Source organism: Phycisphaeraceae bacterium (genome assembly GCA_019636735.1).
Classification (GTDB): Bacteria; Planctomycetota; Phycisphaerae; order Phycisphaerales; family SM1A02; genus VGXK01.
On sequence record JAHBWY010000008.1, the window covers coordinates 118,735 to 138,974 of the forward strand.

Here is a 20,240-nt window from a genome sequence, read left to right on the forward strand (position 1 = left end):
ACGAAGTGTTGAGTGCCGTTCGGGCACGGGCCGGAGGAGTCAGGCGAGAACCGACTTGCACATCGCCTCCACATGGCGCTGATCGGTGCCGCAGCACCCGCCGAGCACATTGAGTTGCGGAATCTGCGCTCGCAGGGTCTTGTGGTCTTGGCCGCACTGGTCGGGATCTCCTGCGTCAAGTGCCGCCGCTTCGTTCAGTTCGGCATGGCTCTTCTAAGAGGCATTCGTTCGCAGGCCTCGGACCCGGGCCACTTACTCTTCGGAGGATTCCAGCGACTCCCTGAAGTGCAGCGGATGCGCACCGTTGATCATGCAGTCGACGGGGTGGTTCGCCGTCGCGTCGTCGGTCCGCGCAATCGCCGCTCTCAAGCTGTGGCCGGCAGGAAGGCGGCCATCGGTCTCCACCGTGAACGAAGTGGCGATTGGCATGCCCGCAGAGTGAGCCGCCAGCGCTACCCCGAGGGCTTCCTCAACGGTGTTCATGGTCAGAGCCACGATCATGTCCGCCTCGGTCCGGGCCAATGTTCGGACCGGTGGGGTGTGGTCCTTCGTTGCCTCTTCGGTGACCATTCATCGAGATGGCACATGGCCATCGAACCTCGCGCCAATGCAGCCGCCGCTCACGACTCGCGTCGTGTGGGTGTCCTTGGTGTCACGGAGATTCGTCAGCAGTTCGACAGCTCGCATACCTCGCGATGGCGCACTTGACGCATGCACCGCTTTCAAACCCCTTCTAGTTCGCGAGAGCCCATGTGACCTCTTTCGCATCTGCGGAGAAAAGCCCCAGGCTTGGCAAGAGTTCTGAAACTCGTTGCTTTGTACCTAGAGTTACCGCCGGGTTGTTCAGGAGCGAAAGCAACACAGCCTTCGTGTCGCTGCTGAATCCGCCGGTGGCCTGCAGGACCTCCACAAGGTAGATCTGCTCTGCCTCGGTGATGTCAGGCCTGGCGGCGATGTCTCGAAGCGTCGATGCCCTGTCGCTGGAAAAGCCGATCGAGCCCGCCGCGTAGATCGCAGGACTGTATCGTCCTTCTGGCTTCGGAATCTTCGACAGCCGGGAAGAGGAGCATCCAGCGACTGCAATGATGGTGATGAGGGTGATGAGTGTGGTTTTCATGTGTGTTGCCAGGCGTTCAGCATCAGCGGCGGCCGCTGCATGCTGGTGTGTGTTGGCGGTCCGTACAGCCCGATCCCTCGCCCCATCATCCTCGCCTTCCTAGACCACCAACCACAATGACAGCGATCGATGTTGATACGCCTCCGGTGACAGCCTAACCGGCCTTCCCAACCAGGAGCTTCTGCGCCGCGTTAGATCATGGCCTCGCTCGCCGGGTGCTGGCCGCGCGTGTGAATGTCGATGTACTCGTCGTGAGACGCGACTCCCTGAGCGTCGGTCCTGCGGCCAGCGATGGCGGGCAGTACATGAGCGTCCCATGCGTGTTCAAGCACCTGTGTGAGGAACTCCAGAAGGGCGTCCTGCTCGCCGGCGCGAAACAGATGCCCAGGTGCGTCCTCCAAAGACCGGCGCTCGCCACGCCCGCCGCGGGCCGCGTAGTACCGCGGCCAATCCTCGCCGGACGGCCAGACACCCCACTCCGTGACCCAAAGCAGGCACTCGTCCCAGCTGCCCAGCGCTGCGATGCACTGCCGGGCGGCGTCCGCCTCATGACCGGAGCGCTTGCCTTGGGCGTACGGGATCCGCTCACGCCGAGTAGCCGCCGGCGGGCGGACCGGCCGAAGGCCGGGCGTGAGCTCGAACCCGTGCTCGGCACACCAGGTCCATGCCTCGTTGAACGATAGGAACTCCATGATTGTGACCTTCCCTCACTTTGCGTACCAAAGTCTATGAGTGTTCCTGCACCGTTGGGAGTGGCTGCCGGGACGACCGGAGCGCAGCGATGGATGCTCCAAACCGAGTCTGGTGCGCCGATTTCAAGGGCGAGTTCAAGACGCGCGACGGGAACTACTGCTATCCGCTGACGGTGACGGGCGGCTTCAGCCGCTTCCTGCTGGGGTGCCAGGGCCGCCGCTCGACGAAATGCAGCGAAGCGCGGCCTGTTTTCAAGCGACTGTTCGAGGAGTACGGATTGCCGGATCGGATCCGAGCGGACCATGGCGTTCCGTTCGCGACGAACTCGCTGGCGCGGCTGTCGAAGCTCTCTGAGTGGTGGGTGCGCCTGGGCATTCTGCCGGACCTGATCGAGCCGGCGAGTCCGCAGCAGAATGGAAGACACGAGCGGATGCATCGGACGCTGAAGGCGGAGACAGCGCGACCGCCGGCGTCAAGCATGCGATCGCAGCAGCGGAGCTTCGATCGATTTCGCGCCGAGTACAACGATGAGCGTCCGCACGAGGCGCTCGACCAGGCGACGCCGGGATCGCTCTATGAAGCTTCGTCGCGCCCGATGCCTTCGAAGGTGCCGGTGTTGGCGTACCCGTCGCACTACGAGCTGCAGTATGTGAGCGGGAACGGCGGGATGCGGTGGGGGAACCGCTGGGTGATTGTGAGCATCTGCTGCGTCGGCGAGTATGTGAGTCTGGAGGAGATCGACGACGGCGTGTGGGATGTGTGGTTCGGCAGGCTGACGCTCGGTTGACTGCTCGAAGAGCAGCTTCGAATCGAGGACCAGTTCGGTAAGCTTCGATGTGCAAAGGTGTGACCCATGGACCCGGACTAAGGTGCCACCGATCAGCCCGGCCGTTCACTGGTGCCGTAGCGGCGTTGGACTTCACGGACCGAACCGACAATGAGCTGCTCGAGAACTTGAGTGTCGAGGTCCGAGAGTCGCTTGAAGTACAGGCAAGACTTGCCCATCTCGTGCTTACCCAGGCGGGCCAGGAGTTCGGTCTGGTCCGATTCCTCACAGCTGAGATAGACGACCAGTTCCCGACCACGAACAGCGAAGCCGGCAAGGGGTGCTTGGCCCGAGTGGCCGCTCTTGTACCTATATGTGTACGACCCGAACCCGACGATGCTTGGTCCCCACATCTTGGGTGCCTGTTTGGTAGCGCGCTGGCACATGGCCGTGATGATTTTGCAGTCTGCTGCCTGCTCAGGACTGGCTCGCGAAGCAAGGTAATCGTCAATGCTTGCATCGGTGGGTTTGGTCTTGGCTTCCGCCATGCGGCAACTCCGGAGGGCGTTGGTGGGTAGGAAAGGTGTGAATGCGACGCCGAACGTTCGAGCTAACCGGCGCGCTGCCGCCTTGCCGCAGCGCGTCCGGTTGAGCGAGGGGTTAGGCAGGACTGCGCGCAGGGAAGCGGCTGAGGTGCTCGTGGACGATTCGAAACTTGCCTCCCTCGTGTGCGAGCACCCGGGTGCCTCGGCCTTGAATCTTGAACTCCCGGCCACCTTGGGCGCCTTCCCAGTTGTATGTGTAGGTTGCAGTTGCTGAAGCCCTGTCTGTCGTGAGCACTACGATGTCGGACAAGTAGAACCGGGTCTTCTTGACCGTGGGATCACCCTTCCACGTTCTCTCGAAGACGGCTTGGATCGACTGGCGGCCGACGAAGTCCCCGTCATTGAAGCGGAAGTAGGCTCGCTCGTCAATCATATCGTGGAGGAGGCGGAAGTCCTCCTTCATGGCAACCTCCTCAAAGTAACTGAGGAATCTTACGACCGAGTCTGCGGTGATGCTGTTGTCCACTCGTGGCGCCTCCTGAACTGCGGTCGTGCAGCCTGATACGTTGAACCCGACTGCGGATACTGCCGCGACAATGACCTCACGGCGTGTGTTCGTGTACATGAGATTGAACTGGCGGACCGCGGAAATGTGCCCCGTGCTGCCGAACGTCTTTGGCCATCAGCCGCCGGCCGCTTGGGGCCGGCCGGCTGCATGGACTTGTTGGGCGGGCGCCGAGCGAGCAATCGAACACGCCTTGACCTCCTCGGTCCACTCGGCGAACGGTTGAACGAACCGCTCCTGTCGAAACCAGTTGGGCTCCGATCAACCAATGTGTAGCACGCCCTCCCCGGTGATCCCGTGGTCGAACGCACCGCCGTCGATGCCGGGGTGCGCGATGACAAGCACCGGGGTGCCGCGAGAGTACGCGAGGGCGCCCTCGATCTGGTTCCACGGTAGGCGCACCGGAGGTTGTTCTGGAACTGCGCGCTCCTCCGAGCTTGATGCGAGAACTCGATCTGCGGATAGCCGAGGATCAACGCACCGCAACATTCGTTGATCAGAACGATCACCGCTCGCAGTGGCGGCTTCTTGGAGTAGTCACCACCACCAAGTCGCCGCAGCACCAGACCCAGTGAGACCAAGTACTGCCGAAAAGGCTCATAGGAAGCCTCGAACTCCGGACGCACCACGGTTGGTCGACTCACGAAGATGTTCATCAGTCACCAGTATTGACACGAAGAAAGGGCCCATGCCTGCGCCGCCTAACATTGTTGCTCAGCCGCAAAGGCCCCCGGCAGCGTCGCCGGGCAGTTGCCGACTGAGCGGACATCGGCAGCCTACCCACGGCTGCCTTGGATACCCTCGCCGACTCGACGGTGCCCGATCAGGGGCCTTTGGCAGCAGGAGCGTCTCGTTAGGTCGGTCGGGACGCTGTGGAAAGCCGACGGAAGCGGAGAATGCAACTCTCGGCATGAGAAAGCTGATCCGCGGAGTACAATGCTCTCCATGGAATTCACGATCGAGCTCGAGCGCGAGGATGACGGTCGCTGGATTGCGGAGGTCCCGTCGTTGCCCGGTGTACTTGCCTATGGCGGCAACCCCAACGAAGCCAGGTTCAAGGCCCAGGCGCTGGCGCTCCGCGTGGTGGCGGAGCGACTTGAGCATGGCGAAGCGGGCTCCGAGTTTCTGAGCATTAGTTTCAAGGCCGCATGAGCCAGTGGGGAAGCCAGCGAGCACGCCGAGTCTTGGCTGCTCTACTGAGAATCGGTTGGCAACTCAAGCGGCAAAGCGGATCGCACTGCACGCTCGCTCGTGAGGGCTCGCTCGTGAGGGATGGCCAGACTATGTGTTTGCATTCCACGACGCGGATGAGATCGGACCGAAGATGCTCTCGCGAATTGCGAAGGCGACCGGCCTGAAGCCTGAAGACCTGTAGGCCGGCCCCGATCAACCTAACGACCAAAACTCAGGGACCCGGCGCACGGGACGCATGGATTGCAAACCACGACGCCATGCCGGGTTCGCTGCAGCGCATGGTTAGGCCACACGGTCAAAATGGCCACCAGCCTTTCTTCTTGGGTGTCTTCCATTCGTCGTAGCGGCGATCAATGACCCGCCGCATTTTCTGGTAACTGTCTTCAGTGTAATCAACGTGAAACTCTGACGGCAAGCGGCCCTGCAAAGTCTCGATGTAGTCGTGAATGTAGCACCCGCGCTCGAAATCGAAATAGTGCATCGCAAACGCGTTCCCCTCTTCCGAGAGCATGTCGTCAACGAGACAGCCATCCCACCACCCGTAAACCTGGTGAATCGAAACCTCGCCGGTTCGAAACTGTCGAAGAATCCCCTCGGCCTCCTGCTCGAAAAACTCGCTCATCAGTCGACGCTCGATGAGCCAACGAAGGAAAACCACAGTGTGATTGGCGGCGTGCTCCTCTGAGAGACCGTGCTGCTCAATCGTCTCGTGGTGATACTTGGCCTTGTCGTAAACGTGCTGCGAACTCATGGGGTGCGCGTAGTGTGGCCTACCGTTGAGCTCAGCTGCAAGGGCCCGCTCGCCGGGCCCGCGACTGCTGAGCGGTGACTGCTGGGAAGTGGCAGCATACACCCCGGGTCATGGGGCCCTTGTCAACTGGAGCGCCTTTGCTAGGCGCCACAGTACTGGGCGCGGTGGCGATTTCCGCCAGCCGCACTCGCTGCAAGTGGACATCTCCTTCATTGGGTACCCGCATCGGGGGCAACCTCGCCTTTCCCGGCGCACAAACCTCCATTTGGTGACCGCGGCGACAAGCAACCATCCGAGTACGGCATACAGACAAGAGTTGGCAATGAGGCCCAACCAGAGCGGCCGGAGCGGAATAGTGAATGTGTCCGACCCCGCAATGCGCGCCGCAACCCAAGAGGGCACCGAAACGGTTACTCCCCAGAGCACGCGATTGTCCGACACGGGGAAGTCGGCCTCAGTGGTGCTGCAGTCGCGACTCAGTTCCGCCCCAAACGCGAGGAAGGGCCATCCAGCGGCCATGGCGTGTCGGTGAGAACGGTCCCAGGGAACTCCATTTGATGCAGGCGCGTGCCAGGGTTCCGCGAGTCCACTCCAAGGAAGCGGATGCGGCGATGATAGACCTGACAACGGGGTGTCACGATCATGGGCGCGAAAGTCAACCCTGTAACGTGTCAGTCCAGGACGCGCGTCGGTACTGATCCACCAGTCTAAGCCTGACGAGTGACCCTTGTTGACAACTCGGAGCGTGAGATCAGCGGGCGCCCCTCTAGCCAGCGCAAGCGACGCAGAGACCAAGAACGCGACCACGGCTCCGAAGGCGAGGAGAATGAGCGCACGTGGTCCGTGGGTCATGTGTGCGCCTAACGGGCAGCATCAGCTGCGGCGCGAAGCGCCGTCAGCTGCAACCGGTTGTTATGCAGAGCCGTTTCATCAGTAAGTCCACTCCTCGTGCGCGAGCGGCGCGCGGTTCAGCTCATCACGATGAACACGCCACGCAGGGAGCAACGTATCCATCCACTCCAGGAAGCGGTCGTTGTGATGCCGTTCGTGCAGATGCACAAGCTCATGGACCAGCACATATTCCAGGCACAGCACCGGCTTCTTGATGAGTTCCAGGTTCAGCCAGACGCGCCGTGCAGGGCCGTTGCAGCTTCCCCAGCGGGTTTTCATCTTCCTGATCCGCACCTCGGAGGCCGTCTTTCCAATCCTGGGCTCCCATTTCGCGAGTAGCGCCGGGAGTAGTGCTCTCAGCTGGCGGCGGTACCAGCGCTGCAACACAGCATCCCGTTGAGCATGGTCGAATCCGGGAGGGACGCGCAGTTCCATCGACGACTTGCCAACGAGCCGTACCTGCGCAGCACCATCGCACTCCTTCACAGCGAGCAGGTAGCGGCGTCCCTGGAAGTAGTGGCTCTCGCCCGTCACGATCTCTCGCTGCGACTGGCGATCCTGCCCTGCGAACTCCTTCTGCTTGCGGCGAGTCCACCCCAGGCGCGAAACCAATGCCAGCCGCACCGCTTCGTCATCGAAGCCCAGTGGGGCCGCCACCCGCACCCGGCCCGCGGGCGGGTAGACCCCTACGTGAAGGTGCTTGATCTCCTTACGCACCACCTCGACGGCGATGCCGGCGATCTGGATTTGGCTGCGATCAGTAGTCACGCTGTGCCTTCACAATCGCGAAGATTCGTTCGACCAGCTCGTCGTTCGCTCCAAGCTCGGCCTGAATCGCATTGCGAACCTCGCGCTCCTTGAACCGGTTGCCGCGCCAATCCGCCTTCTTGACGGCCAGGATGGCGCGATCCAGCGCGAGCGCAGTGCTCTCTCGGCTGCGCGGCGGCTGCGAGTCGTCCTGAGAGTCCGATGATTCCCGTACCGCGGACGCCATTGCCCCATCGAGGTTGTCATAGAGCGCACGCCGGGCCGGCGTGTTCACCGCTGAAGGGTATGAGGCATGGTTTTCGGGTGCCTTCGCCTTCTTCGTCAGCGCCACGACCTGTTTGAGGTAGTCCTGATAGCTCATCGCTTCGAGTTTGCGCTTCCGGATCAACGCATCGAGAAGCTCTGACATTTTTTCGTAGTACTTCGGGTTGACGGCCATCTCGTCGATGATCAGCCGGCGGACGTTGTTCTCGATCGTCTCCGCCATCGCTTCTCGGTTCCCGCGGATGCCGTCGGGCAGCGTGTCCACCGCTGCCTCGCCGCGCTCGACGATCAGCTCCACCAGCGTCAGGTCGTCGAAGGCCGAGACCTTCTCACTCTCCTCAGCGCGGATGTAGGTGTCGAGCAGGTGGCGCATGGCCGGCTCGAACACCTTCATGTCCACGTAGTCGCCGCTGGCGAGCTTCACCTCCTGCCGAACCTTCTCGTAGTGGTCCACCTCGCCCTTGATCGCCTCCTCCTCGGCGTCGGTGTAGCCGGCTTCCCGCATCTCGTTGGCCAGGTTGGCGAAGGCCCGCAGGTAGGCGGCGGCCAGCTTGTAGAGTGCCACGCGCTTCGGCTCGTTCTCCTTGAGCTGTTCGGCGTTGCCGCTCTCCAGGGCGCAGAAGTAGCGGACATAGGCGACGGTATCGCGCGGCGGATCGACCGGCTCGCACAGCGCCTTGACCGCCTCGCGCGCCACTTCCAGCCGCTCGCGACCCTGCTCAAGCCGGTCCTTCAGCAGCCCCTCGACGTCCGCCTTGTCATAGCCGCCGAAGGCCTCGCCCGTGTAGTCCTTGATCGCCCCCTCCAGCGAGCGGAACAGGTCCTTGTAGTCGATGATGTAGCCGTACTCCTTGTCGTCGCCATCGAGCCGGTTCACGCGGCAGATGGCCTGGAACAGGCCGTGGTCCTGCATGTTCTTGTCGATGTAGAGGTAGGTCGCGGGAGGCGCGTCGAAGCCGGTGAGCAGCTTGTCCACGACGATCAGCAGCTTCATCTGCCCCGGCTGCTCGATGAAGCGCTTCTTCACCTCCTGCTCGAACTGCTCCACCTTGTACATCGCCGTCTCTTCCGGCTCATTGAAGTGGGCGGCCAGCATCTTCCGGTAGATGTCGTACTGGCGCAGCCGCTCGGTCAGCCCCTCGCCGCTTTCTTCACCCTTGATGTCGGCGGGCTGCGGCCGGTAGGAGGTGACGATGGCGCACTTCCCGGCCAGGTCCGTCTGCTGGAACATCTCGAAGAAGCGGCAGGCCGAGTAGATGCTGCCCGAGACGAGCAGCGCGTTGCCATGCCCGCTCTTCAGCCGGTCGCGGGTGGCCATGTCCATCAGGATGTCGGCGACGATCTTCTCCAGCCGGTCGCGCGCGGAAAGCACCTTCTGCATCGTGCCCCAGCGCTGTTTGAGCTGGGCGCGGGCCACGTCGGTGAGCCCCTTCGTCTTCAACTCGAACCACTGGTCCACCTTCGCCGGCGAGGTGATGCTCTGGTCGATGTCGCGCGCCTCGTAGCGCAGGTCGAGCACCACGCCGTCGCGCACCGCTTCGTCGTACTTGTAGGTGTGGATGTAAGGGCCGAAGGTCTCGATGGAGCGGCGCTTGTCGCTCTTCAGCAGCGGCGTACCCGTGAAGCCGATCAGCATCGCACCGGGCAGTAGCGCCTTCATCGCATCGTGCAGCTTGCCCGACTGGGTGCGGTGGCATTCGTCCACGAAGACGAAGATCTCGCCCTTGGCGTGGAAGCCCTTGGGCAGGTGGCCCTGGATGTCCGCGAGGAAGGCGACGATGTCGCCCTCCTCCGAGGCGCTGAACTTGTGGATCAGCGAGCCGATCAGCCACTCCTCGCTGGCGTTCAGCACCCGCACCAGGTCCGCGCCGCTCTTGGTGCGGTGGATGCTCTCGCTCACGCCCTTGAACACCTTCTCGATCTGCTCGTCCAGCTCGGTGCGGTCGGTGAGGATGAGCACCCGCGCGTCCTTCACGTGCTCGCGGATCCATTTGGCGAGCCAGACCATGATCAGGCTCTTGCCGCTGCCCTGGGTGTGCCAGAGGATGCCGCCCTCGCGCGCGCGCACCCGGGCCTGGGCTGCGCGCACGCCGAAGTACTGGTTGTGGCGGCAGGTCTTCTTGATGCCGGCGTCGAAGACCATGAAGTCGTGGATGACTTCCAGCAGCCGCGCTTTGCCGCAAAGCTGGCCCAACTCGCGCAGCAGCGGGTTGTCACCGGCCGCCGCCAGCACCTCTGCGGGCGCCTCCGCCTCCTTCCAGCGCAGCCAGTACTTCTCCGGCGTCTCGATCACGCCGTAGCGCAGCCCCTCGGTGTCGTTGCCCGCCAGGACGAGCTGCACCGTGGTGTAGAAGGGGCGGATGAACTCCTTCTTCTGGCTGTCCAGGCTCTGGCGGATGCCCTCGCTCACGGAGACGATTGAGCGCTTCAGTTCCAGCACGCCCAGGGCGATGCCGTTCACGTAGAGAACGAGGTCGGGCCGCTTGGTGTGAACGCCATACACCGTCACCTCCTCGGCGACGGCGAAGTCGTTGTTCTCCGGATGCTCCCAGTCGATCAGCCAGACTGTGACGGTCTGCTCGCCGACCTCGGGCCTGACCTTCACGCCGTAGCGCAGCAGGCCGTAGACCTCGCGGTTGGCGTCGTAGAGCGTCCTGCTGCCGCCCAGCGCCGCGGCCTTGTTCAACTCGAAGAGCGCGCGGTTGATGAGCTTGTCGCCGTGCCCCTGCCGCTGGAGCCAGTCGATGAGGCGCTCCTCTTCGATGTTGCTGTTGCCCTCGCGGTCCTTCCAGTGGCCGAGGTAGGCGTAGCCGAGCGCGTCGCGCAAAAAGGCGTTTACCCGCTGCTGGGTCTTTATCTCGCGCTGTCCAACGCCGCTCATGCCGCAGCCTCCGGCTTCACAAGCCGCACGCGGCCGGTGAGGAGCTGCTGCATCATGCCCTGCTTGATGGCGCGGGTCTTGTCGCGGCGGGTTTCAAGCGCGGCGATTTCGGCGTCCATGTCGAAGAGGACGGTTGCGATGGCCCGCTGCTCATCAATAGGGGGCAGCCTTAGCGGGGCCTCGAGCACGTTTTGATTCTCGAAGTTAACCTGGCTCTCCGCCATTCCCGTAGTGCGCTCGTCAAGGAAGCGCTGCGTATGTTTGGAGCCAAGTGCGGCTGCTAGTACTAGCGGCACGGCCTTCTGTGCGTGTGGCCGTAGCCCAATCATCTTGCCCGAAACGATAATCCGGTCCGGTACGTAATCGACCCAGGCGGACACTCCAACGCGGTGTCTAGGCCCGGCCTTTGTGATGATCACATCTCCGACTCTGACCTTTTGATGCTCGCGGCCCCAATAGGCACGCGGAAGCGCTTTGTGTTGCCTCCAAGCCCACCCGTTCTCGACGGTCGCTGCCGTGGTTTTGAGAACACCCCACTCTTCTTCGCCACTGATGTTCCGTTCTTCACATGTCGGACTTGGCCCACAGAAATACCGGGTGATCACATCCCGAACTTGTCGACTCTCCCACTCCCCGCTGAAGCCCGGCAGGCGAGTCTTGCCGGTGAGGAGTTGCTGCATGGCGGCCTGCTTGATGGCCCGCTTCTTGGCGATCAGCGCCTCCAACGCCCCGAGCAACCCATCCACATCCGACAACGCCTCGGCGATGGCGCGTTGTTCAGCGTGAGGGGGGAGCGCGATCAGGAGCGAGCGGATAATCGCACCACTGAGATTCGGCTGCCCTCCCTGCGTGTACGTATCGATGATCTGCGTCTTCCGGTTGGCGAGGTGCTGGAACAGGTACTCGTGATCGCACACGTCGGTGCGAATCGCCAGTACTGCCTGATTGATCGCAGCATCGATCTCAGTAATCGCAACAACACCGGCCGTTGCACCATAAAGAGCAAGAACAAGATCGCCCCGCCGGACCATCTTCGCGGATGATGAGTTCAGGCCGTTCTTTGTGATGCGGCCCGCGACTTCGCGAACACGACCAGCATTCAGATCACCCGACGTAATCCAGGGAATCTCGCCGCCGTAAAAGTCCGGTCGAGATGTATCGGGAGTGCCTCCACTATAGGTTACGCATCTCTCATCAAGGCGTACGACCTCCCAACTCTCTGGAATGATTCCGAGCTCGGTACGCTTGTACCCTGGCCGCACGTCCTGCGCCTGTGCCTTCGCCTTCTTACCTCTGCAAGGCGAGGCGTCTCTGAATTGAGTCGCCTTAGTGCTCATCCCCACGCGAGCCCCATCTTCTTGAGGTGCCCCTCAACCTTCGCGCTGAGCCCCTCGACCTCGCGCTCCAGCTCGGGCAGCGGTCGGGCGTAGCGCTCCTCCAGGTCCTTCACGCGCCCGGTGAGCTGCTGCGTCACCCGCTGCACCTCGCCGTCGATGGCGGCCCGCAGCGATGCCAGCCACTTGTCCTCGACCACCAGCGCCTTGATCTCGGCCTCGGTGAGCTTGCCGTAGCGGGCCAGCACCTGCTCGTCGAGCGCGGCCTGGGCCTCCTTCACCGCCTTGCTGGCCTCGGACTCCGCGTCGATCAGGGCGAGGCAGCGTTCGAGGGCGTCGCGCTCTTCGTCGCTCTCCGCCTCGCCGTCGATGGCCTTGAGCCGGTCCTTGACGCCGCCCTTGGTGACCTTCCCCTTGTCGTTGGTGGCCTCGGCCAGCAGCCCCTCCTCGCCGCTGTGCTCCTCGACGAACTCCTCCAGCGCCTGCGCCGCGGCCTCCTGCTTCGCCTGCAACGCCTCGACGGCGGCCTGTTCCTTCGCGAAGTAGCGCGCGACGACGAGCGCGGGCGGCACCAGGTCCATCTTGTACTTCTTGCGCCCGATGGTGAGGTCTGGCGTCTCCTTGATGTTGCGCGCCTTGTCCTCGACGATCCCGCGCGGCCGGGCGGCCTCCTGCCAGCCGTCGGCGGCGATGAGATAGACGTCGTCCTGCATCGTCTCGGCCCAGTAGTCCATGAGCCGCTGGTAGACGTCGTAGCGGCTCACGAGCGGCAGGTCGGCGAAGCGGACGAGCAGGTCTTCGGACAGGGTGTGGATCAGCTCGCGGGGCCGGTCGTCGATCTTGATGCCCCGGAGCGCGGATTCGTGGGCGCCGCGCCAGCCCTCGAACACGTCCGCCACGCGTTCGGCGAAGGCCTTGAACTCCGGATGGCCAGTCACGGTGGCCTTGAGCGCGTGCGCGGGAACGCGCGGCTCGAGGTAGCCCTCGCGGCCGTTCTCCTGGAAGAGCGCCTTGCGCAGGGTCGGGAAGACGCGCCACCAGGCCTCCAGCGCGTCGATGTCACGGACCGGGATGCCGCCGTTCAGGTGCGCGTCGAGGTCGTGCAGGTCCTCGGGCTCACTCGCGTCGATGTAGCGCGGCAGGTTCAGGTTGTAGTCGTTGGCCGGGTTCGCGATCTCCGCCACCGGCACCATGCGCGAGTACCGCGGCAGCTCGATCTGGCGCGTGAACACGTCCACGATCTTGTGGATGTCCTGGCTGCGCAGGCGGTTCTTGTTGCCGTCCTTGAGGAAGGCCTTGCTCGCATCGACCATGAAGATGCCGGTGCGGGCTTGGGCGTGCTCCTTGTCGATCACCACGATGCAGGCCGGGATACCGGTGCCGTAGAACAGGTTGGCCGGCAGCCCGATGACGCCCTTGATCAGGCCGCGCTGGACGAGGTTCCTGCGGATGTCGGATTCCCGGTTGCCGCGGAACAGCACGCCGTGCGGCAGGATGATGGCGCCCTTGCCGGTGCTCTTGAGCGAAGCGACGAGGTGCAGCAGGAAGGCGTAGTCGCCATTCTTGGCCGGCGGGATGCCGTACTCGAAGCGCCCGAACTCGTCGTGGGCGGAGTCGAGGCCGCTCGACCACGCCTTGGCGGAGAAGGGCGGGTTGGCGACGGCGAAGTCGAAGGTCCGGAGGCTGCCGTTCTTGTTCTTGAAGTTCGGCGCGGAGAGCGTGTTGCCGCGCCACAGCTCGGCGGTCGGGTGGCCGTGCAGGATCATGTTCATGCGCGCCAGAGCCCAGGTGGCCACGTCCATCTCCTGGCCGTAGATGGCGAGCTTCGAGGTTCCGGCTTCGTCGGCCGCCTTGATGAGCAGCGAGCCGGATCCGCAGGTGGGGTCGTAGACGGTGGGCTCGCGCAGCTCGCCGGCCCGCTCGATGCCGATGACCTGCGCCATGATGCGCGAGACCTCGGCCGGGGTGTAGAACTGGCCCTTGCTCTTGCCACTCTCGGTGGCGAAGTGGCGCATCAGGTACTCGTAGGCGTCGCCCAGCAGGTCGTCGCCCTCGGCCCGGTTGGCGCGGAAGTCGAGCCCGTCGAAGATCGCCACCAACTTCGAGAGCCGGTCCTGCATCTCCTTGCCCGAGCCGAGCTTGCCCTCGTCGTTGAAGTCCGCCTGGTCGATGACGCCCTTGAGGTCGTTCGCTTCGGCGAGGCGGGCGATGATCTTGTTGATCTTGTCGCCGATCTCCTTGTCGCCCTTCAGCGCAACCATGTCGGCAAAGCTCGCACCCTTCGGAACATCGATCAGCGAGCCCCTCGCGCTCGCCGCCTTGTCCGACACGTACTTCATAAACAGCAGCGTCAGGACGTAGTCCTTGTACTGCGAGGCGTCCATGCCTCCGCGGAGTTCGTCGCAGGACTGCCAGAGGGAGGAGTAGAGCTGGGATTTCTTAAGAGCCATCAATCAGGGTCTCTGCCACGGCGGCATCACTTGGTGAGTCCTTCTGCATAACGATGTTGCTCAGCCGCAAAGGCCCCGTGACTGCGGCCAGTCCGCGGTCCGTGGGCCGCGGTTGAGCTTACAGAACTTCAAGTCTGCGCCCGAAGGGCCTTTGGCAGCTGGAGCGTTTCGTTAGCCAGCCCTGCGCAAACGAGGAACGCTCCGTTCAGGACGCGCTCTCGCCATGTCATGGTTGAGCTGGAGGTTGATCCAGAACTTAGCACTCGTCCCAAGCGCTTGCGAGAAGAGCCATGCGGTCTCCGGTGTCACTCCGCGCTTTCCGCGCGCGATCTCGTTGACGCGCTGGAGCGGAACGCCGATGTGCTCAGCGAACGCGACTTGCGTGACGCCGAGTGGCTTGAGGAACTCCTCAATGAGAATCTCGCCGGGATGGGTGGGGATGCGCTTGTCAGGAATCATGGATCAGCACTCTCAGTGGTAGTCGAGGATCTGAACCTCGCAGGCGTCACCGTCCGTCCAGCGGAACACAAGCCGCCATTGATCGTTGATGCGGACGCTGTGCATGCCGGCGAGTTGGCCTTTGAGTAGCTCGAGACGATTGCTGGGCGGCGAGCGAAGATCGATGAGCGCATCGGCAGCGTCGAGCATGTCGAGCTTGCGTAGCGCGGCAGCGACGAGTTCATGCGGGAATCGCCGCGGGGCTTGGCGCGTTCGGTAGAGCAACTCCGTGGCCCGGTCGGCGAAGCTGACGATCATGGATGCGTCAGAAGTCTAGCACATGCACGGATGCCGTGCAAGCATGTCTTTCGCAAAATGGGCGCACTCGGGTCCGGCTAGCGTGTGCTTCTGCTGTGGACGCTCCAATAGGAGGCCTGGGCCCTGCGGCCGCTAGGCCGCTCCGGCCCAGGCCATCCGCACCCGCAACCATCAGCAGCAAGCAGCGTTAGCCAGTACCCTGGCGGAGGTCCGCTGCCGCTAGCCGCCTGGGGCGAAACACGGTCACAGGTGACCCAACGGCGACGAACACCGAGTCTGGTGTGCCACTCAGGATTGCCCCGAAGGACTCGCCGTATGTGCGGCGAAGGTCGCCGTGCACGCGGAAGGCGGCGTTGCTCCACACGCGCCACGGCGGGTGCTCAACGCGATACTCGACCGTACCCCCGTCGCGCTGGGCGGTGTAACCCCAGTAGTGCTCCGTGATGAACTCCGCCTTCGATCCTGGTGTGAGCTCCTCCGCGGCTCCAGCGGCCTCGGCCGAGAAGCCTGTCCATCCGCCTCCGTCCTGCCATTCGTAGCACCACGTCGGTGCCGCGGCATCGGCACGATGCAGATGCCGCATCGGTAGCGCGCGATAGGGCTCGTTGTAGAGAGCGCGCGCCGTCCACGCGATCGCGCGTCGCGGTACAAGCTCCCGAATGAAGACCACCGCGCGCCGCGACCCAGACGCGAGCTCGCGGCGGACGTAGAAGCGAAGATTCACCTCGACGAAATCGCGGTGCAGGGGCACGGCGACGCCGAGCACGCGTGTCTCGACGAAACGGAATCCGACCAGGCTCACCAACGCCTGAGCTTGCCACAGGTCGAGGATCGTCCCGCGCGGAACGAGGGGTGTGAGGAGCGACGCGGGAACGCGGAAGTTGGCGATGACGAGATCACGCCACTCGGCGGTAAGGAAGGGTCGCGGGTCGCTCAATCGCCTGGCAATCTGTGAGGTTGCGCGTATCTGGCTAACGACAAAGCTCAGCCGCAAAGGCCCGGTCCGCGATCTCCAGATCGCGGGCGGGACTTGCGTCGCCAGTCTACTGGCGACGCACTGTTGAACGCGCTGACATGCCGCTCCGGAGTCGTGGCTGACTCACCGGTCGTGAAGGGCCATTGTCAGCTGGAGCGCCTCGTTAGCCGTCCAGTCAAACGCGATTAGACAGAAGAGTGGGGCGCCGTCAACGCGTCGGTGGTGAATAGTGCTCGTTGCGAAATGCAGGTTGACAGGTGATGGGCTGCAAAGTGAGTGATTGGTGGCGCTGCCCTCGGCGCCGTATCGGCCCAGTATGTTTTCCACCCCCTGGATCCGGGAGGGGTGTTGCGCTCGCCCGGCGCCCCGGAGGAGTCTACAGTTCGACCTGCCAGTTGGTTTCTTGAAGTCGGCCGTTCAGCTCACGGATCTTGCGGGCGATATCTTCGGATTGATTCTGAAGCTTGCTGACGTCGATGGCCGCGACCCACTTGATCTCTCGGACACTGTAGCGATCGGGCTCCTTATTGGTGGCGGCGAGCGCAGCCTGGAGGATTGAATGGCGAAGCGCGAGCGAATCCCGGTGCGCGATCGCAGCGGTGAGCGTGCGGCCGTCCGGAAGTTTGTGCGTGAGATTGGCAACGTTGATCGATGCGACGAGTGTCTCGAACTCACCGATCACCGCATTGGCCTCGGTGATGAGATCGTTGGGGTCCTCATGCGGCGTGTTGCCCTCCTGGACGAGCACGTTGCGTGTGATGCGTTCTCGAAGTGCCGCCAGCTTTCGCTGCATGTCACCACGAAGGAGTAGGGCCTCGGCAAGTTTCATTGGGTGTTCCGGTACGGCTAACGCTCCGCTTCAGCGGCGGGCCGCGCAGCGGGCCGTCCACTGCAACCGGTTGTTAGAGCGCATTTTGTGCTTTGACCTACATCGTCACCAACTCTGCGATCTTGCTAGCAATCACTGCCATTGAGTCTTCTGCAGAGTCCAGGCCGCTTCGCGACGCGAGTAATGGACTGACATTGCGGAGGGCCTCATAGGTTGTGTTGTGCACGATCGGAACAAGCCGATTGCGCGCCAGAAGAGCCGAGAGCTCCTTGTCGGCGACGCTTTCTTTGGGAAGACGGGCGATCAGCGCTGGGGTCACTAGAACGAGCCCGATGCGCGAGGCCGCCAACCCCTTGTCGATGGCGCGCATCATCGGCACGCCTAGCCCGAGGTCTTTTTCACTGAACCAGACTTTGACCCCCGCCGCCTCAAGCAAATCGTGTAGCTGCTTCGCCACTCCTTGTCGATCGTCCCACGCGTGGCACAGGAAGACGTCGCGAAGCTCAGGCTGCTCCGCGGCCTTCGTTTCAATGGCATTGCGGACTGGTGTCAGTGATTGCACTTGGGCCACTGAGTACGAGATAGACGAACCGGCACGCGACCATCTCGGCCTTGCGCTACTGCTCGACCCGCCGCCGCCGCTCCTTGACGAGGAGTAGGAAGGTGAGGAGTACGACGGGTAGCTGCCATACCCGCTGTATCCGCCGTAGCGGCCATAGCGGCTGCCGCATGCAGGGCAGTTGGCCGCGGCGCTCGCGGAGCGATGGCCTCTTACCGGTGCTGTGCATCTAGCCATGTCGTATTCCTCGAATCATACGGATGCCGTTTCTTGCGCTCTAACGTGAGGCCGATCAGCGGACGGAGCCGCGCCCCAGCAGCTTTCCAGCGAGAGAAACTACACCCGCGGCTCCGGTCCGCTGCATTGGCGGGTTATGCAGCGGACCGGAGCCGCACTCTTGATCAACCCACTTGACGACGTCCATGCCAAGACTCACGAGGGCGGGCGGTTTGCTGCGATGAAATCGCCGCTGTGCGATGTGACCGAGGCGAACACACCGCTCGACGTTCACTGGCGACGACTCCAGACACCGGCGGAAGTGTTTGGAATACCAAACCCCCTTGATCGCCCAATCCCAGTCCGCGTGCTGCCTCAGACAGTCCTCAAAGAATTTCTGGCAGATGGCAGCGCGCTTGACGAGTGCATCTCTCGTCAATGTGCGGTCGGGTTGCCAGATGCTCTGCTCGGGCTGCATAACGTAATGGCGATCAACGGCCGGGCCGGCGCATGCGCGGCTCACGACCACCAGTAACTAAACCGCCGGCGCGGTCCGTTGCATTGCCGGGTTATGCGACACGCCGGACCGCCGCTATTTGCTTTCGTTCGTCGTCGGCACCCGCATCGGCTCGTCGGGCGCGACTTCGGGAACTTCGAATCCTGCCGCCGTCTTGCGACCTGATCCCGCTGGTATTGCGAGCAGGACAATCGCGCCGGTTCCATCGAGCCGCTTGTCAGTCAAAAGCACCTCTCGCGCTCGGCGTTCTTCGCCTTCGGGAACGGAAACACCGCTATCGTCCACGGTCGCGTGAAGCCCCGTGTCGCTGAGAACTCGCGCGACCGTGTCTCGTACTTGCGGACGCTCGGGTTTGCCGTGCTGGCTCGCGATCAAGAATGACGGCCACATCGCGACAGGCACGCCATCGGCTCGTTCGGTGTGGACCGACTGGCAGCCCGTCACGCAGAAGACGATCAACGAGATGGCGAGTGCTGAGTGTCGCATAACGATGTTGCTCAGCCGCAAAGGCCCCGCTCGGGGGCCTTGAGCGGCTGATCCGCGGGCCAGTGTAGCCAGCCATCGCGATCCGCCCAACCCGCGGATGCCAGAGGGCCTTTGGCGGCTGCAGCAGCTGGTTAGCGCCGTGGCGGCCGCACTGATCGGAACGCTCGACTGCTCCGCGCCGCGTGATCTCGACCGCGGCCGCGTTTGGGAGGCGCCACGACGGAGCGACGAAGCATCCCGGGGCGGACCCGCACGAACCGGGAACGGCACAGGGCCTTGAGCGCGCCTTTGTGCTCGAGCGCGGCGCGACATCGATCGGCGCACTTGCGAGAACAATGCCGCGGCGCGACCGCCCCGGGTGCTGGACGCCGAACGGCAGATCGAGTTGAAGACGCGTTGCGGCCGACCACCCTCCTCAACCTGGAACTCGAAGGAAGCGTGGAACGGTGCCGGGGCTATGGCGCTAACGCTCCAGATCAGTGACCCGGCGCCACTGACACCCGATTGCAAACCGAAGCGCCATCGCCGGGTTCACTGCATCTGATTTGTTAGCTGCCCTTCTCTTTGAGGATCCAATCCACAAATCCCCGTACCGAGAACTCTTTTGCCCGTTTCTCGAACAGGAATGCGTACTTCGTCTCCAGTCCGATTTGAATCTCCTCCTCCGTGCAACGCACAGAGAGCTTGAGATCGTCAGGAAGCTCCACCTCAGCACCCTCGTGGGGATCCCACCCCAGAATGACGTGGTCGGCTTGCAGCCTTTCAAGGCTACGTTGTGGTAGATCGGGCCGAGGCGGCGACAGCAGGAACGAATAGACGACCCTGCTGACGCCGAGACTTGCAAGTTTCGTCGAGACTAGGTCTGCAAGCTTTCGCTCTTCTGGATTCAGTACCTCAACCTCCACGATCGAGCGCATCTTGAGCGTACCGACAATGTCGCCGCCAATCTCCACAATCCGTTCACTCAGGTTCCCGTTCGGAAACCGGAAGTACTCCGAGTTGAAGTCCATTTCGGACGCCGGAATGAAGTTGAGGAGGATCCCGTTCGCGCGCCTGCGAAGTGCACGAACGAGGTCAGTTGCTTCCTGTTGAACTCCTTCCTTGGTCTCGTCGTAGGTGATCCCGCCGTAGTACTTCACAGTCTCATCTTCGAGGCGGAGGCGAACGCTGGAAATGAGGAGGGCCGCTTCCTGCTTCGCGGGAGAAACCTGAGAATGAGCCCCGGTGCCGAGGTAGGAATCCACCGCCTGCTTCAGCTTCGGCTTCGCCTCGTCGAGGGAGTGCGTCACGTCAATGTAGAGGCGCCCAGCAAGCGCAGGCGGCAGTTGCGTGTCGGCAACGAGGACCGGGATTACCTTCGGGCGGCCGCGCGTCGTCTCGAGGGTAAGGGCGGTGTTTAGCTCGTGACGGACCCACTGCGACTTCACGGCTTCGGGAGACAGTGCCACGACGTACAGGTCAGACTTCTCGATGGCCTTGCTGACAGCGTCGATGATCGACTCGCCGCCCACTAAGTCCTTCGTGTCCATCCACACCTGGAGACCCAGACGACCCAAGTAGCTGGCGAGCGGAGCGATACGAGCCCGATCCTTGTGGGTGTAGCTGATGAATATCGAAGGACGCTCGGTCATCTCGTTCTCGGATTGTGGGTCATCGCTTCCGTCTCCTGGTGCAGCTAACGA

At 63.0% G+C, this 20,240-nt stretch carries 21 protein-coding genes; 3 read left to right on the forward strand and 18 right to left on the reverse strand.

Annotated elements, in window-relative coordinates; translation table 11 throughout:
- Positions 1 to 39 precede the first annotated feature (39 nt).
- From KF724_11900 to KF724_11915, 4 genes are all read right to left on the reverse strand, one after another.
- Positions 40 to 198: a homocysteine S-methyltransferase family protein gene (locus tag KF724_11900; GenBank protein ID MBX3356388.1), complete on the reverse strand. Its 159-nt coding sequence runs from the start codon at positions 196 to 198 to the stop codon at positions 40 to 42.
- Positions 199 to 252: 54 nt separating this feature from the next.
- A complete protein-coding gene (locus tag KF724_11905) occupies positions 253 to 570 on the reverse strand; it encodes a homocysteine S-methyltransferase family protein (protein MBX3356389.1) in 318 nt (105 codons plus the stop codon).
- Between the two features lie 163 nt (positions 571 to 733).
- Positions 734 to 1,117: a hypothetical protein gene (locus tag KF724_11910; protein MBX3356390.1), complete on the reverse strand. Its 384-nt coding sequence runs from the start codon at positions 1,115 to 1,117 to the stop codon at positions 734 to 736.
- A gap of 191 nt (positions 1,118 to 1,308) precedes the next feature.
- Complete coding sequence (locus tag KF724_11915) at positions 1,309 to 1,809, reverse strand: hypothetical protein (GenBank protein MBX3356391.1); 501 nt, start codon at positions 1,807 to 1,809, stop codon at positions 1,309 to 1,311.
- A gap of 89 nt (positions 1,810 to 1,898) precedes the next feature.
- On the opposite strand from KF724_11915, the gene KF724_11920 reads away from it, so the two are divergent.
- Positions 1,899 to 2,597 (forward strand): transposase family protein, encoded by a 699-nt coding sequence (locus KF724_11920; protein ID MBX3356392.1) that lies wholly within the window; start codon positions 1,899 to 1,901, stop codon positions 2,595 to 2,597.
- Positions 2,598 to 2,689: 92 nt separating this feature from the next.
- Here the strand turns inward: KF724_11920 and KF724_11925 are convergent, their stop codons facing one another.
- Together KF724_11925 and KF724_11930 are read right to left on the reverse strand one after the other, a co-directional pair.
- The gene (locus KF724_11925) at positions 2,690 to 3,124 is read right to left on the reverse strand and encodes a DUF1801 domain-containing protein (protein ID MBX3356393.1); all 435 of its coding nucleotides are present in this window, start codon (positions 3,122 to 3,124) and stop codon (positions 2,690 to 2,692) included.
- A 112-nt stretch (positions 3,125 to 3,236) separates the two neighbouring features.
- On the reverse strand, positions 3,237 to 3,647 hold the full coding sequence (locus tag KF724_11930; GenBank protein MBX3356394.1) for a nuclear transport factor 2 family protein: 411 nt from the start codon (positions 3,645 to 3,647) through the stop codon (positions 3,237 to 3,239).
- Positions 3,648 to 4,631: 984 nt separating this feature from the next.
- On the opposite strand from KF724_11930, the gene KF724_11935 reads away from it, so the two are divergent.
- Both KF724_11935 and KF724_11940 read left to right on the forward strand, forming a co-directional pair.
- A complete protein-coding gene (locus KF724_11935) occupies positions 4,632 to 4,838 on the forward strand; it encodes a type II toxin-antitoxin system HicB family antitoxin (GenBank protein MBX3356395.1) in 207 nt (68 codons plus the stop codon).
- Entirely contained in the window at positions 4,835 to 5,044 is a 210-nt protein-coding gene (locus KF724_11940; protein ID MBX3356396.1) for a type II toxin-antitoxin system HicA family toxin, read from the forward strand. Before KF724_11935 ends, KF724_11940 begins: the two co-directional genes overlap by 4 nt.
- A 131-nt stretch (positions 5,045 to 5,175) precedes the next feature.
- On the opposite strand, the gene KF724_11945 is transcribed toward KF724_11940, so the two are convergent.
- From KF724_11945 to KF724_12000, 12 genes are all read right to left on the reverse strand, one after another.
- The gene (locus tag KF724_11945) at positions 5,176 to 5,631 is read right to left on the reverse strand and encodes a hypothetical protein (protein ID MBX3356397.1); all 456 of its coding nucleotides are present in this window, start codon (positions 5,629 to 5,631) and stop codon (positions 5,176 to 5,178) included.
- A 930-nt stretch (positions 5,632 to 6,561) separates the two neighbouring features.
- Positions 6,562 to 7,290 carry a M48 family metallopeptidase gene (locus tag KF724_11950; GenBank protein ID MBX3356398.1) on the reverse strand — a complete coding sequence of 243 codons (729 nt, stop codon included), beginning with the start codon at positions 7,288 to 7,290 and terminating at the stop codon, positions 6,562 to 6,564.
- Complete coding sequence (locus tag KF724_11955) at positions 7,280 to 10,435, reverse strand: HsdR family type I site-specific deoxyribonuclease (GenBank protein ID MBX3356399.1); 3,156 nt, start codon at positions 10,433 to 10,435, stop codon at positions 7,280 to 7,282. Before KF724_11955 ends, KF724_11950 begins: the two co-directional genes overlap by 11 nt.
- Positions 10,432 to 11,772 (reverse strand): restriction endonuclease subunit S, encoded by a 1,341-nt coding sequence (locus tag KF724_11960; GenBank protein MBX3356400.1) that lies wholly within the window; start codon positions 11,770 to 11,772, stop codon positions 10,432 to 10,434. The genes KF724_11955 and KF724_11960 overlap by 4 nt, the downstream gene beginning before the upstream one ends.
- Entirely contained in the window at positions 11,769 to 14,219 is a 2,451-nt protein-coding gene (locus tag KF724_11965; protein ID MBX3356401.1) for an SAM-dependent DNA methyltransferase, read from the reverse strand. Before KF724_11965 ends, KF724_11960 begins: the two co-directional genes overlap by 4 nt.
- Positions 14,220 to 14,390: 171 nt before the next feature.
- Positions 14,391 to 14,678, reverse strand: a complete 288-nt coding sequence (locus tag KF724_11970) for a HigA family addiction module antidote protein (GenBank protein ID MBX3356402.1) — start codon at positions 14,676 to 14,678, stop codon at positions 14,391 to 14,393.
- A gap of 12 nt (positions 14,679 to 14,690) precedes the next feature.
- Complete coding sequence (locus KF724_11975; protein ID MBX3356403.1) at positions 14,691 to 14,975, reverse strand: type II toxin-antitoxin system RelE/ParE family toxin; 285 nt, start codon at positions 14,973 to 14,975, stop codon at positions 14,691 to 14,693.
- Between the two features lie 187 nt (positions 14,976 to 15,162).
- The gene (locus KF724_11980) at positions 15,163 to 15,912 is read right to left on the reverse strand and encodes a DUF2071 domain-containing protein (protein MBX3356404.1); all 750 of its coding nucleotides are present in this window, start codon (positions 15,910 to 15,912) and stop codon (positions 15,163 to 15,165) included.
- A gap of 415 nt (positions 15,913 to 16,327) precedes the next feature.
- The gene (locus tag KF724_11985) at positions 16,328 to 16,780 is read right to left on the reverse strand and encodes a DIP1984 family protein (GenBank protein MBX3356405.1); all 453 of its coding nucleotides are present in this window, start codon (positions 16,778 to 16,780) and stop codon (positions 16,328 to 16,330) included.
- 97 nt (positions 16,781 to 16,877) lie between these two features.
- On the reverse strand, positions 16,878 to 17,576 hold the full coding sequence (locus KF724_11990; GenBank protein MBX3356406.1) for a toll/interleukin-1 receptor domain-containing protein: 699 nt from the start codon (positions 17,574 to 17,576) through the stop codon (positions 16,878 to 16,880).
- 571 nt (positions 17,577 to 18,147) lie between these two features.
- A complete protein-coding gene (locus KF724_11995; protein MBX3356407.1) occupies positions 18,148 to 18,531 on the reverse strand; it encodes a hypothetical protein in 384 nt (127 codons plus the stop codon).
- 575 nt (positions 18,532 to 19,106) lie between these two features.
- A partial coding sequence (locus tag KF724_12000; protein ID MBX3356408.1) for a toll/interleukin-1 receptor domain-containing protein occupies positions 19,107 to 20,240 on the reverse strand: 1,134 nt, incomplete at its 5' end.

Bases quoted from the DNA above. Each gene is read 5' to 3' on its own strand.
- KF724_11975 (MBX3356403.1), bottom strand. From the start codon at position 14,975: ATGATCGTCAGCTTCGCCGACCGGGCCACGGAGTTGCTCTACCGAACG.
- KF724_11965 (MBX3356401.1), bottom strand. From the start codon at position 14,219: ATGGCTCTTAAGAAATCCCAGCTCTACTCCTCCCTCTGGCAGTCCTGC.
- KF724_11920 (MBX3356392.1), top strand. From the start codon at position 1,899: ATGGATGCTCCAAACCGAGTCTGGTGCGCCGATTTCAAGGGCGAGTTC.
- KF724_11955 (MBX3356399.1), bottom strand. From the start codon at position 10,435: ATGAGCGGCGTTGGACAGCGCGAGATAAAGACCCAGCAGCGGGTAAAC.
- KF724_11985 (MBX3356405.1), bottom strand. From the start codon at position 16,780: ATGAAACTTGCCGAGGCCCTACTCCTTCGTGGTGACATGCAGCGAAAG.
- KF724_11905 (MBX3356389.1), bottom strand. From the start codon at position 570: ATGGTCACCGAAGAGGCAACGAAGGACCACACCCCACCGGTCCGAACA.
- KF724_11970 (MBX3356402.1), bottom strand. From the start codon at position 14,678: ATGATTCCTGACAAGCGCATCCCCACCCATCCCGGCGAGATTCTCATT.
- KF724_11960 (MBX3356400.1), bottom strand. From the start codon at position 11,772: ATGAGCACTAAGGCGACTCAATTCAGAGACGCCTCGCCTTGCAGAGGT.
- KF724_11925 (MBX3356393.1), bottom strand. From the start codon at position 3,124: ATGGCGGAAGCCAAGACCAAACCCACCGATGCAAGCATTGACGATTAC.
- KF724_11940 (MBX3356396.1), top strand. From the start codon at position 4,835: ATGAGCCAGTGGGGAAGCCAGCGAGCACGCCGAGTCTTGGCTGCTCTA.
- KF724_11990 (MBX3356406.1), bottom strand. From the start codon at position 17,576: ATGGCTAGATGCACAGCACCGGTAAGAGGCCATCGCTCCGCGAGCGCC.
- KF724_11910 (MBX3356390.1), bottom strand. From the start codon at position 1,117: ATGAAAACCACACTCATCACCCTCATCACCATCATTGCAGTCGCTGGA.
- KF724_11915 (MBX3356391.1), bottom strand. From the start codon at position 1,809: ATGGAGTTCCTATCGTTCAACGAGGCATGGACCTGGTGTGCCGAGCAC.
- KF724_11945 (MBX3356397.1), bottom strand. From the start codon at position 5,631: ATGAGTTCGCAGCACGTTTACGACAAGGCCAAGTATCACCACGAGACG.
- KF724_11935 (MBX3356395.1), top strand. From the start codon at position 4,632: ATGGAATTCACGATCGAGCTCGAGCGCGAGGATGACGGTCGCTGGATT.